Origin of the sequence: Streptomyces sp. CA-210063, assembly GCF_024612015.1 — a bacterium.
In the GTDB taxonomy this organism is placed as follows: Bacteria; Actinomycetota; Actinomycetes; order Streptomycetales; family Streptomycetaceae; genus Streptomyces.
In genome coordinates, this window is the sequence record NZ_CP102512.1 from 7,073,622 (window position 1) to 7,086,648 (window position 13,027).

Annotated in this window: 7 protein-coding genes; 4 read left to right on the forward strand and 3 right to left on the reverse strand. The window is 70.8% G+C overall.

The genetic code is table 11. The features are described 5' to 3' along the window. Window positions 1-1,242 carry a hypothetical protein gene (locus JIX56_RS30970; protein WP_257545346.1) on the forward strand — a complete coding sequence of 414 codons (1,242 nt, stop codon included), beginning with the start codon at window positions 1-3 and terminating at the stop codon, window positions 1,240-1,242. Window positions 1,243-1,333: 91 nt separating this feature from the next. Here JIX56_RS30970 and JIX56_RS30975 read toward each other — a convergent pair whose 3' ends face one another. Further along, window positions 1,334-4,648: a S8 family serine peptidase gene (locus JIX56_RS30975; protein ID WP_257545348.1), complete on the reverse strand. Its 3,315-nt coding sequence runs from the start codon at window positions 4,646-4,648 to the stop codon at window positions 1,334-1,336. A 227-nt stretch (window positions 4,649-4,875) separates the two neighbouring features. Between JIX56_RS30975 and JIX56_RS30980 the strand changes: the two genes are divergently transcribed. From JIX56_RS30980 to JIX56_RS30990, 3 genes are all read left to right on the forward strand, one after another. Further along, window positions 4,876-5,340 (forward strand): NUDIX hydrolase, encoded by a 465-nt coding sequence (locus tag JIX56_RS30980; protein ID WP_257545350.1) that lies wholly within the window; start codon window positions 4,876-4,878, stop codon window positions 5,338-5,340. Between the two features lie 328 nt (window positions 5,341-5,668). After that, window positions 5,669-7,441 carry a TIGR03767 family metallophosphoesterase gene (locus JIX56_RS30985; RefSeq protein ID WP_257545352.1) on the forward strand — a complete coding sequence of 591 codons (1,773 nt, stop codon included), beginning with the start codon at window positions 5,669-5,671 and terminating at the stop codon, window positions 7,439-7,441. Between the two features lie 113 nt (window positions 7,442-7,554). After that, window positions 7,555-8,706, forward strand: a complete 1,152-nt coding sequence (locus JIX56_RS30990; RefSeq protein WP_257545354.1) for a serine hydrolase domain-containing protein — start codon at window positions 7,555-7,557, stop codon at window positions 8,704-8,706. 116 nt (window positions 8,707-8,822) lie between these two features. Here the strand turns inward: JIX56_RS30990 and JIX56_RS30995 are convergent, their stop codons facing one another. Both JIX56_RS30995 and pepN read right to left on the reverse strand, forming a co-directional pair. Next, the gene (locus JIX56_RS30995) at window positions 8,823-9,884 is read right to left on the reverse strand and encodes a hypothetical protein (RefSeq protein ID WP_257545356.1); all 1,062 of its coding nucleotides are present in this window, start codon (window positions 9,882-9,884) and stop codon (window positions 8,823-8,825) included. Window positions 9,885-10,339: 455 nt separating this feature from the next. Beyond that, window positions 10,340-12,946 carry an aminopeptidase N gene (gene pepN, locus JIX56_RS31000; protein ID WP_257545357.1) on the reverse strand — a complete coding sequence of 869 codons (2,607 nt, stop codon included), beginning with the start codon at window positions 12,944-12,946 and terminating at the stop codon, window positions 10,340-10,342. Window positions 12,947-13,027: the final 81 nt, after the last annotated feature.

The following is a 13,027-nucleotide window of genomic DNA, read 5'->3' on the forward strand; positions in this document are numbered from 1 at the left end:
GTGGCCGCCCGGGACAACAGCCGGCGCGACGCCGAGTACGACGACATGGCGCACGGGGACGTCGAGCATGGGGACGCGGGGCGCGCTGACGCCGGGCGCGGGGACGCCGGGCATGGCGACCTCGGGCTCGGGGATGCCGGGCGCGCCGACCTCGCGCACGGAGATGCCGAGCACGGCGGCGCCGAGCGCGGAGACGCCGAGCACGGCGACCCCGCTGTCGACGGCGTCGCGCGCGGCGGCCTCGTCTTCGGCGACGGCGTCGGGCGCGCGGGCCTCGACCATGAGGGCGGCGTCGGGCGCGCGGGCCTCGAGCATGAGGGCGGCGTCGAGCGCGCGGGCCTCGAACACGACCGCGTGCAGTCCGCCGAGGACGTCCGGTACGACGGCCCCGCGTACGCCGGCATGGACGCGCTGATGGCCGCACTCGTCGACGAACCGTTGCCCGAGGACGCCCTGCGGGACTCCGACTTCGTGGCCTCGCGGGACGCGGCCGCCGCCGACATCGCTCTGTTGCGGGAGCAGCTGGGGCTGATCGGTGAGGCGCTGGCCGGGGCGGGCACCGCGAACGCCGACGCCGGGGCACCGCCGGGGCGACGCGTGGCCGCGCGGCCGGGGGACGCGGCCGGTGCCGAGACGGACCCCGGGCAGATGTCCGGGCCCGCGACGGCCCCCGTCGCGGAGGTGAGGCCCCTGCTGCCGCGGCCGGCCCGCGCCCGGCGCGCCCTGAACATCGCCTTCGGCACCCTCGCCGCAGCCGTGGCCGCCTCCATGGTCTTCGGCGTGGGCTGGGTCTTCGTACAGGCCGGCGGCGGGGCGGACACGACGTCGTCGTCCAAGTCGGACAGCGGCTACGACAGTGGCGCCGATCAGCAGGACGGCGAGGTGAGCGGCCCGCACGACGACAGCGGCGGCAAGCTGAGCCACCTGGGCTACCTCGCCTGCGCCCGTCTCGTCGTCGAGGGCACCGTCACCGACGTCGAACCCGTGCCGGGTGCCGGGCAGTACCGGATCGCGGTCGACGTGGACCGCTACTACAAGCCCGCCGAGGGCGCCGACGAGGTCGTCTTCCCCATGGCCGAGGACGTCGATCCCCGGCTGAGGAGGGGCGACCACGTCCTCATCGGCATCTCGCCGGGCTCCGCCGAACCCGACCTGTGGACCGTGGGCGAGCGGAAGATCGCCGACGAGCGGGCCTGGATCGAGGAGGGCCTGCCGGCGGCGGCGCGCATGCCGTGCGAGTGACGGCGCCGAGTGACGGCACCGGCGGCTGACGCCGAAGGGGCGGGTGTCCCCCCGGACACCCGCCCCTCACGCACTGCCTGCTACCTGAGTGCTACGGCGTGACCTTCTCGATCCGCACGCTGCCGGTGCCCGCGACGGTGCCGCGGGCGTTGACCAGCTGGACCCGGCCGAAGAACTCCCGGCCGGCCGGGGCCTCGGCGGCCGCGACGACCTCACCGGAGACGGTCGTCGAGTCACCCGTGCCGAGCTTGACGGCGGTGTCCGCGACCTTCACCTCGCCGAGCGAGGAGGAGAAGAACACGTCGCGGTAGTCGTACGCGGTCGACCCGGCCGGGATCGCGTAGCCGATGACCTGGATGGTGTACGTACCGGCGGCCGGCGACGGGACGGAGACGGACTCCTCGGAGTCGCCGTCCGCGTCGAACGCGACCTCGTTGCCCTCGGCGTCGTAGACGTACAGGTCGAGGTCGGCGGCGGTGTCAGCCGTGTTGCCGATGGTGACGTCCAGGGACTCGGCGCCCGCGGGCACCTCGACCGTGGAGGTCTGGGTGGCACCGTTGGCGATGGTCGGCCGGTCGGTCTTGGCCGAGCCGAGCGGCCCGCCCGCCAGCTTGCCGTCGACGGCGGCGAGGCTGTTGGTCACCTTCCAGGAGGCGGCGGTCGGGGTGCCGACCTTGGCCTCGGGCACGGTGACGACCTCCGGGTCGAAGCTCGCCCCGTACACCGCGAAGTTCAGCTTGAAGGTGTTGTCGAGCACCGGCGACGTCCGGCGCGACTCGACCTCGATCTCCCAGACGCCGGGCTGCGGGTCGGCGTACGACCGTACGTCCGGCTTGCAGCCGCTGCCGTCGAGGTAGTTGCTGTAGCAGTACGGGGAGCCGGTGTCCTCCACCGCGACGCCGTACGGGTGGTTGGCGATGAAGCGGGTCTGGCTCTTGTCCTTCAGCCCGCTGATGGCGACCTCGAGGGTCTTCGCGCCCTCGGGGACGGTGATGAAGTACGACTTGAAGGAGTTGCGCTGGACCGTGCCGGACGCCGAGTGGGTGTACTTCAGCGGCGTGGAGACGACCACCGTGTTGAGGATCTGCTTGTCGATGCCCACGGTCTTCGGGTCGTCGACCTCCAGGATCGCGCTGCTGATGCCGGAGTTCTCCGGCTTGGCGGCGACCTTCACGGTGACCGGCTTGTTCAGCGGCAGGGAGACCACGTCGTCGCCGACGATCCGGAACGTGTTGTCCCGGTTGTTCTCCAGGTGCAGCTCGTGGCGGATCGCCTTGTCGGCACCGGACGTACGGGTGATGGTCACGTCGTACGTCTTCTTCTGCCCGGCCTTGAGGCCGCCCTCACGGTCGTAGATGCCGGTGCCGAAGCCCGGGGTCTCGAGCGCGAAGTCGATGGCCGTGTCGACCGGGGCCTTGACGGCGTAGTCGTGCGCCGTGGCGCCCGCCTTGACCGACTTCCACGCGTCGACGATGTTGATCAGGCCCGCGCCCTCGGCGTACGCCTGGACGCCGTTGATGTGGTCGGCGGTCGAGGTCAGCGCGGTGCGCAGCTTCGCGGGCGTCAGGTCGATGCCCTTCTGCTTCGCGGCGCTGAGCAGCAGCGCGGAGGCGCCGGCCGCCTGCGGGGAGGCCATCGAGGTGCCGTTCAGCATCTGGTAGCCGGCCGGCAGCTGGTAGCCCGCCTCGGGGACGATGAAGCCCGGCAGCCAGGTCTGCGCGGTGTTGACCGCCGCGCCGGGCGCGACCAGGGTCGGGGTGAAGCCGCCGTCCTCACGCGGGCCGCGCGAGGAGAAGTTGAACAGCTGGTACGGCTTGGTCACCTGTGAACCGTAGTTGGACGCCCAGGTCTCCTTGGAGATGGCCGCGCCGACCGAGATCACCTTGTCGGCCAGACCGGGGTCGCCGATCGTGTTGGCGCCGGGGCCCTCGTTGCCGCCGGCGATGACCAGCTGGACGCCGTACTCGTCGATGAGGCGCGTGTAGAGCTCGGCGCGCGCGTTGTTGCCGTCGTTCAGCGCCGGGAGACCGCCGATGGACATGTTGACGATGTCGACGCCACGGTTGGCGACGAGGTCGATCATGCCCTCGGTGAGCGCGACGTTGGTGCAGCCGGGGCCGAACTCGCAGGCGCGGGACGAGACGAGCTTCGCGCCGGGCGCGGCGCCGTTCATCTTGCCGCCGAACAGGCCGTTCGCGGCGGTGATGCCGGCGACGTGGGTGCCGTGCTCGCTGGAGATGAGACCGATGTTGACGAAGTCGGCCTTCTTGCCGACCCAGTCGCCCCCGAAGGGATCCATCGGGACGTCCTTGCGGTACTCCACGACGAACGGCTGGCGCTCGGCGACGTCGGTCGACGGGTCGTCGGTGCCGAAGTAGCCGATCTGGTAGCCGTCCTTGTACGGCTTCATCGGCTTGTCGTCGGTGAAGTCGAAGTTCTGGTTGACGTCGACGGTGACCGTGCCGGCCGCCGCGTCGTAGAGCACGCCCCACGCGTCGGTGGTGTCGCCGTCGCGGTTCACGTCACCCGCCGCGTCACCGGCCGCCGTGATGGACTCGCGGAAGGTGTTGACGGAGTAGGAGCCCGAGGGCGCGCTCCAGGTCCGGCCGCCGAAGGTGAAGGTCGGCCCGGAGACCGAGTTCGTCATCGGGCGCCAGCTGCCGTCGCCGTCGATGATCGGGTCGGTGGAGGTCACCCAGTCGACGATCTTGCGCTCGCCGGTGGACGTCTTCTGCAGCGCCGGGTGCGCGAGGTCGACACCGGAGTCCAGGACGCCGATGGTGATGCCCCGGCCGTCCGCCTTCGGGTTCTGCTTCACGAAGTCGACGGCGCCCGTCTCGAACGACGGGTTGTACGGGTTCTCGGCGGGGGTGTTCTTGCCCGGCCCCGGGTACGTCTCCGCCACCGTGGGCTGCGACGTGGCGCCCTTCGCGGTGTCCGCGGCCGGCGACGGGTCGTCGAGGAGGATCTCCTGGCGCAGGTCGATGCCGTGCACGGAGGAGAGCTTCGTGGCGGCCGAGATGGCGGAGTCGGCGCTCTTGGTGGGAACCGTGGCGCGGACGTAGCCGAGCTTGTCGTCGGTACGGCCCACGGAGCCGCCCTTGACCGCGTCCAGTTGCTCGGCGACCTGTTCGGTCTTCCCGGGCGCGGTGGCGATCATCATGGTGACGTTCTTGTCGCCGTCGGCCTTGGCCTCGGCGAGCAGATCGGCGTCGGTCGAACCGAGCTTGTCGTGCGCGGACTTGACGCCGCCGTCGGCCGGGACGGTCGCGGAGGGGTCGTCCGCCGAGAAGGCCATGGGTATCGGCCCGGCCGCGGAAAGCGCGGCGACCAGACCCGCGGCCACGGCTATGCGCGCCACGCGTCTCGTACCCGGCCGGGGGCCGGGCTGGGGGGTGAGGGTCATCGACGTCCCTTTTGGGTAAGGAATTCAGCTGAAAACGATCATTGATGATCCGAGCGGCGGTTCGGATCGGTCCGGTCCGTTATGCGGTCCCGGATGATCGCTCAGCCTTACCGAAGTGACGCATGTTTGGGGAGAGTTGACGGCGGCGGGATTGTGTCATGGCGTAAACCCGCCACTTGAACCCGCCACCCGTCAGGGGCGCCACGGCCACTGAGTAACGTCTCCGTATGCGCGAGCAGTTGAGGGTGGCGGCCTACGCCATGTGCGTACGGGACGGGCGGGTGCTGCTGGCCCGCTGGGTCTCCCGCGACGGCAGCGAGAAGAAGTGGACCCTGCCGGGCGGCGGCATGGACCACGGCGAGGACCCGTACGACACGGTCGTCCGCGAGGCCGCCGAGGAGACGGGCTACGACATTGAGCCCACCGCCCTCCTCGGCATCCACTCCGTCCGGCGCGACCGCCCCCGTCACGTCGGCCGCGACGTCGACTTCCACGCCCTCCGCATCGTCTACGAGGCCCGCGTCACCGGCGGCGACCTCCGCCACGAACTCAACGGCTCCACCGACATGGCCGCTTGGCACCCCCTGGACGAGGTGCCGAACCTGGAGCGTGTGGACCTGGTCGACGCGGCCCTACGACTCTGGAGGGAACGCCCGGGGAACGGCCACCTGGCACTCCCGATCAGTCGATAAGGGGCGCGGGGAACTGCGCGACAAGCCACGACGCACCCGCAGCCACACAACCACCGCACCCCCACGGCGAATAGATGCCGTACCCCGCCAGATGAACAAGGAGTGACCCCCTCCCTTCACTCCCGCTCACATTCGGGAACCCCCAGTGAACGCGCACCGTACTCGAAGATCCACGTACGGTGATCGGCGCCACCCGTTGCCGCCTCGTTAACGTCCAGGTCACCCCAACTGCCAAGCATCAAGTACGAGCGGGAACCCCACTCCGGCCCCCACCGCGGAGCGGCCCCGCGACCACTTCCGACGCGTTCGCACTCGGGGAGACCGCGCCATGTCGCGCATACGCTCAGTCGCAGCAGCCGCCACCAACCCTGACCGCAGGGCCTTCCTCGCCGCAACCGGCGCGGTGGGCCTCGCCGCGGGGGCCGGCTTCGCCATGCGGCCGGAGACCGACGCCCACGCCGCCGCCACCGCCGACAAGGCGGCCGAGGTCCCCCTGGCCAACCTCTCGAACAGAGAGGCCCCGGCCGCCCCCCTCGCGCCGTACACCCGGGGCACGACCCTCGCCTCGGTCGCGGCCCCCCGCAACGCCTCCGGCTACCGCCGCCTCGGCGACGGCCCCGCCTGGAAGCGGGTGGTCCGCGGCGACCTCGCGACCCCCAAGTCCGGCCGCGAGACCCGCCGTACGACGCTGGCGTCCTTCGTGCAGTTCACCGACCTGCACGTGGTGGACGTCCAGCACCCGTTGCGCTACGAGTACCTGCGCGCCCAGACCGCGAGCGCCTGGCGTCCGCAGGAGGCCCTGTCCGTGGCCGGCGCCGTCTCGCTCGTCGAGCGGGTGAACGCGCTGCGCGGAGCCCCGGTGACCGGCTCCCCCCTGCACTTCGTCATGACGACCGGCGACAACACCGACAACAACTCCAAGACGGAACTCGACTGGTTCCTGAAGGTGATGAGCGGTGGCCGGGTCACCCCCAACTCCGGTGACCCGCGCCGCTACGAGGGCGTCCAGAACAGCGGCCTCAAGCTCTACTGGCAGCCGGACGCGATCCTCCGCGACGCCGACAAGCAGCTCGGCTTCCCGCACCTGAACGGCTTCCTGGCCGCCGCGATCCGCGAGGTCAACAGCCCCGGCCTGAACGTCCCCTGGTACTCCACGGTCGGCAACCACGACTCCCTCCCCGGCGGCTGCTACGCCCCCGGCGACTCCTTCTTCGCCGACTTCGCGGTCGGCGGAAGGAAGCTGATGACCCTGGACGAGCAGGTCGGCAAGGCCATCTGGGACAACGTCAAGAGCGGCGGCGACCCCCGGGGCGCCGAGTGGAAGGCCATCCTCAAGGCCCAGGCGAAGAAGATGCGCTCGGTCACCCCGGACGAGAACCGCGCCCCCTTCACCCCGCAGGAGTACCTGAAGGCCCACCTGGACCCGGCCCACACGGGCCCCGGCCCGGTCGGCCACGGCTACTCGAAGGCCAACCTGGACGCCCGCACCCAGTACTACGCCTTCCGTATCGCCGACGACGTCATCGGCATCAGCCTCGACTCCACCGACCCCGGCGGCCACTACGAGGGCTCGCTCGGCACGGCCCAGCTCAAGTGGCTGGACCGCACGCTGAAGGAGGCGGCCAAGGACGGTTCGTACGCCGTCGTCTTCAGCCACCACACCAGCAAGTCGATGCGGAACCTCAACAAGGACCCGTCCCGCCCGGGCGAGGCCCGCCACGGCGGCGACGAGGTGCTGTCCCTGCTCGGCCGCCACCGCAACGTCCTGGCCTGGGTGAACGGCCACAGCCACCGCAACCGCATCACCCCGCACTCGGCCGCGAGCGGCGGTTCCTTCTGGGAGATCTCGACCGCCTCCCACATCGACTTCCCCCAACTCGCCCGCGTCATCGAGCTGGTGGACAACAAGGACGGCACGATCTCCCTCTTCACCACCCTGATCGAATCGGCCGCCCCGCACGCCACCGACTTCACGGACCTCTCCCAGACCGGCCTCGCGGCCCTCTACCGCGAGCTCTCCTACAACGCCCCCGGCCGCCGCGACACCCTCACCGGCACGGGTGGCGACCGCAACACGGAGCTGGTCCTCCGCAAGGGCTGAAAAGCGCTCAACCGGAGCGAACCTGCTCAACCTGCCCGCCCACCGGGGTGTCCCCCTTCGCGACCGAACGTTCTCGGAGCCGCCGAGAATGTCGGTGCGAAGGGGGAGATCACATGGCAACACGCACCGTACGTACGGCTCTGGTGGCGGCGACCGCGGTGGCCGCGGCGGTGGCGCTGGCCGCGCCCGCCGTGGCGGCACCCGCACCGGCCAGAGCGGACCACGTGGCGACCCGGAAGGCCATGGACGCGGCCGTGAAGGACGGCGTCGCCGGTGTGGCCCTCCAGGCCAAGGACAAGCACGGCGTCTGGAAGGCCACGTCCGGCGTCGGCGACATCAGGACGGACAAGCCGCGTTCGGCCCACGACCGCTACCGCGTCGGCAGCATCACGAAGACCTTCGTGTCGACGGTCCTGCTCCAGCTGGAGGCGGAGGGGAAGCTGTCGCTGGACGACAAGGTGGACACATGGCTGCCGGGCCTGGTGCGCGGCAACGGCCACGACGGACGTGAGGTGACGCTCCGCCAACTCCTCAACCACACCAGCGGAATCTCCAACTACACGGACGACGAGGAGTTCGGCCGCACGTACTTCCTGAAGGACGGCTTCTTCAAGCACCGCTTCGACACGGCGCCCCCGGAGCACCTGGTGGCGGTCGCCATGAAGCACAAGCCCGACTTCGCCCCCGGCACCGACTGGAACTACTCGAACACCAACTACGTCCTGGCCGGCATGGTGATCGAGAAGGCCACGGGCAACCCGTACGGTGACGAGATCCGCGCCCGCGTCATCGAGCCCCTCGGCCTGCGCTCCACCCTCGTCCCCGGCACCTACCCGAAGGTCCCGAAGCCGAGCAGCCGCGCCTACGGCAAGCTGGCCGAGACGACGACGGGCCCGACGTACGACGTCACGGAACTGAACCCGTCCCTGGCCTACTCGGCGGGCGAGATGATCTCCGACTCCGGCGACCTCAACCGCTTCTACTCCGCGCTGCTCAAGGGCAAGCTCCTGCCGCCGAAGCAGCTAGCCGAGATGAAGACCACGATCAAGGTCGACGAGATCCCCGGCGCCGGCTACGGCCTGGGCCTCATCGAACGGAAGCTCAGCTGCGGCATCACCGTCTGGGGCCACGGCGGCGGCATCCACGGCTCCACCTCGGAAGCCGTCACCACGTCCGACGGCGGCCACTCCCTCGCCTTCAACTTCAACAGCGACTGGACGGGCGACAGCGAGGCGATCGTGGAAGCGGAGTTCTGTAAGAAGTAGGAAATAGGAAAGAGGTGCCCGCGTTCCCGTGCCCATGAGGAAGGGGCGCATGAGGAAGGGCCGCCGAAGCGGGCGGCGGCCCTTCCTCTCCCCTCCTGGTGCTCCGAGTTACCCGATCAGCGGGGAACCACCACGACGTACGCGGCCGGATCGCGGTCGCACGCCGCCATCAGGGCGGTGCGGACGACGGTCGCCTGCTGCTCCAGGGAGTCACGGAGCTTCTTGGGGGTGATGTGGACGACGGTGATGCCGAGCCGCTCCAACATCTCCCGCTTACGGGCGTACTCGGACCACAGCGCGTCGTCCTCCTGACGCGGGGCGCGGGTGTCGAGCTCGACCGCGACGGCCTGCTCCGGCCAGTACGCGTCGAGACCGCCGAGGTGAGGGCCGCCGGGGAGGCGGAGGTCGACGTTCCAGACGGGGTCGGGGAGGGCGTATGCGCGGACCATCCGATACAGGTGGTCCTCCGCGATCGCCCGCCCCTCGGCGAGCAACGTCTCCACCGCGTCCACGACATGCGGGCGGCTCAGCAGCCGCGCCTGCGTCAACTCCCGTACGACGGCCGCAGGTTCGGCGTGACCGCCGCGCACCGCCTCCGTCAGCAGCCGGCGTACGGCGCCCGCGTCCGAGAGTTCCGCGACCGCGTCGGCCAGCGCGCGCGGCACGGGGGCGACGGGCAGGCCGGTGACGTACGACGGGGTCGGCATGACCGGTGTACGGACGATCCGCACGCATCCCATGGTCCGCAGCCGGCGCATGCGCGGGACCAGGACGTCGATCGAGTCGAGGGAGGGGAGCGGGGGAGCGGACGAGAAACCGTGCAGCGTCAGGGCCGCCAGGCCCGTGATCACCGCGTCCGAGTAGCGGGGCGCCGGGCGGGGCTCGTCGGCGTTCGGCTGTGCCGGTACGCCGGCGACCGCGGCGGGCGTCTCGCGGAAGGCGGAGCGGGCCGCGTACGACAGCACCGCGTGCAGCCGCTCCTCGGAGGTGGGCGGGCCCGGGTGCAGCAGGAACACGCCCGGCAGGATCTGCTGCCAGGGACCACCGGGCCGGCACTGCTCGTTCGTCTCGGCCGCGGTGACACCCTGCGCGCGCAGCTGCGCGGCCGTCAGCACCCGGCGCGTGACGTCCGAGTGGCGACGGAGGGGGCGGGGGGAGAGCGGGGTGTTGTGGGTCATGCCCCGGAGGTTCCCGCTCCGGGGCCGCCCATGAACCCTTGTTACACGCTCGTCGACAAATCCGGACAAGACCACACTAAAGTACGTGCGTTCGACTGCCGATACCCGCTGGTCCGGACGGGGATCAAAAAAGGTTACGGCTCGGATTACCCGAATTCAGTAACCCCGAACCCGGCCGCATCCACCCGCCTGCTCAGCCGCGGGCAGTCGTGCCGCTGGGGCGGTGCCCACCCGGCAGCGACAGGGGTCGTGCCTGTCCTAGCTGCGGGCAGTCGTGCCGCTGGGGCGGTGCCCACCCGGCAGTGGCAAGGGTCGTGCCTGTCCTAGTTGCGGGCAGTCGTGCCGCTGGGGCGGCACGGGGGGGCGCAGCGGCACCCGGCAAGCGCCGGTGAGCGAAATCCGACCTTGCTCAGCGGCAGCTGCCGGGTGCCCAACACCCCAGGACTCAGCGGCAGTTATCCGGCAGCCGCCCCGGCCGCCGCGTCACACGCCTGCCCCCGCAACCCCCGAGCCAGATCGTCCCGAGCCTCCAGCACCAGCCTCCGCAACGCCGGCGCCGCACCCTCGTGCGAGGCCAGCCACGTGTCCGTCGCGTCCAACGTCCCCTGGGAGTCCTGGAGAGACGGGAACAACCCCCGCACCACATCCATCCCGATCTGGATCGACCGCTCGGCCCACACCCGCTCGATCACCTCGAAGTACTTGGCGGCGTACGGCGCCACCAACTCCCGCTGGGACGGCCGCGAGAACCCCGTGATGGTCGCCTCGACCAGCGCGTTGGACAGCGCGTCCGACTCCACGACCGACGCCCACGCCTGCGCCTTGACCGCGGCCGACGGCCGAGCCGCCAGGCACCGCACCTGATGCCGCTTCCCGGACGCCGTGTCGTCACGCGCCAACTCGGCGGCCAGCACCCCCTCGTCGGCAACCCCGTACGTCGCCAGCGGTTCGAGGAACGCCCACCGCAGCTCCTGATCGACCTCCAGCCCGTCGACCTTCTCGGTCCCGGCCAACAACCCCCGCAGCACCGCCAGATCGCCCTCGCCCGACGCCACCGAGGCGAAGAACCGGGCCCACGTCAGCTGGTGCTGACTGCCCGCCTCGGCCGCCCGCAGCTCACGCAGCGCCCCCTCCGCCAGCAGCCGGCCCCCGGTCTCCCGCCACTCCGGCGCCACGTAGTGCGTGAGCGCGGAGTTGGCCCACGCGTGCAGCATCTGGAGCACCCCGATGTCGGACTCCCGCCCGGCGAACCGCAGGACGAGGTCCACGAAGTCCCGCGCCGGCAGCAGCGCGTCCCGGGTCAGGTTCCACAGCGCCGACCAGCACAGCGCCCGCGCCAGCGGGTCGGAGACGTCCCCGAGCCCGGCCCGCAGCGTGTCCAGCGACTCCGCGTCGAACCGGATCTTGCAGTACGTCAGGTCGTCGTCGTTGACCAGCACCAGCTCGGGCGCCTCGGCCCCGGCCAGCTCACCCACGACCGTACGCGGCCCGTCGACATCCACCTCGGCCCGTGCGTACCGCTCCAACGCGCCCGCGCCGCCCTCCCCGTTCGCCCGCCGGTACAGCCCGATCGCCACCCGGTGGGGCCGCAGCTCGGGATGCGACTCGGCCGCCTCCTGCACCACCGCCAGCTCGTCGATCCGGCCGGCGGGGTCGAGAAGCACCTGCGGCGTAAGGGAGTTGACCCCCGCCGTCTGGAGCCACGCCCGCGACCAGGACGCCATGTCCCGCCCGCTGGTCTCCTCCAACACCGACAGCAGATCGCCGAGGCGCGTGTTGCCGTACGCGTTCCGCTTGAAGTAGCGCCGGGCGCCCTCCAGGAAGGCCTCGCGCCCCACATACGCGACCAGCTGCTTCAGTACGGACGCGCCCTTGGCGTACGTGATGCCGTCGAAGTTGAGCTTCGCGTCCTCCAGGTCACGGATGTCGGCCGTGACGGGGTGGGTGGAGGGCAGCTGGTCGGCGCGGTACGCCCAGGACTTGCGGTTGTTGGCGAAGGTGATCCAGCCGTTGGTGAAGCGGGTCGCCTCGACCATGGAGAAGGACCCCATGAAGTCGGCGAAGGACTCCTTCAGCCACAGGTCGTCCCACCACACCATGGTCACCAGGTCGCCGAACCACATGTGCGCCATCTCGTGCAGGATGACGTTGGCCCGCCGCTCGTACGACGCCCGCGTGACCCTGCCCCGGAAGATGAACTCCTCGCGGAAGGTGACGAGTCCCGGGTTCTCCATCGCGCCGAGGTTGTACTCGGGCACGAACGCCTGGTCGTACTTCCCGAACGGGTACGGGTAGTCGAAGTGGTCGTGGAAGAAGTCCAGGCCCTGCTTGGTGACCAGGAAGACGTCGTCGGAGTCGAAGTAGGGGGCGAGACCCTTGCGGCACATCGCGCCGAGGGGGATCTCCAGCCGCGTACCGTCCTCGAAGGTCCGCTCGTAGGTGTCCGTCACGTAGTGGTACGGGCCCGCGACGACCGCCGTGATGTACGTCGAGATCGGCTTCGTCTCCGCGAACCGCCAGACCCCGTCCGTGTGCTCGCCGACCCCGTTGCTCCACACGACCCAGCCCTCGGGCGCGCGCACCTCGAAGCGGAAGGGGGCCTTGAGGTCCGGCTGCTCGAAGTTCGCGAAGACCCGGCGGGAGTCGGCCGGCTCGTACTGCGTATAGAGGTAGACCTCGCCGTCCTCGGGGTCGACGAAGCGGTGCATGCCCTCGCCGGTGCGGGAGTAGGCGCACTGGGCGTCGACCACCAGTTCGTTGTCGGCGGCCAGGTCGTCGAGGACGATCCGGGAGCCGTCGAAGACCTCGCTCGGGTCGAGGTCCTTGCCGTTGAGGGAGACCGCGGTCACACTCGGCGCGATCAGATCGGCGAAACTGGTGGCGCCCGGGTCGGCGCACCGGAAGCGGATCGTCGTCACCGACCGGAAGGTGCGCGGCTCGCCACCGAGGTCACCGGTGTCACCGACGGCGGTCCGTAGGTCGAGGGAGACGTCGTAGCCGTCCACGGACAGCAGCGCGGCCCGCTCCTGGGCCTCGTCGCGGGACAGATTCTCACCGGGCACGGGCGGCACTCCCTCAGGGTGGTGTTCAGTATGCGGACAGGCCGATCCTGCCATGCGCGGCTGACGCCGGGCTGTTGGGAA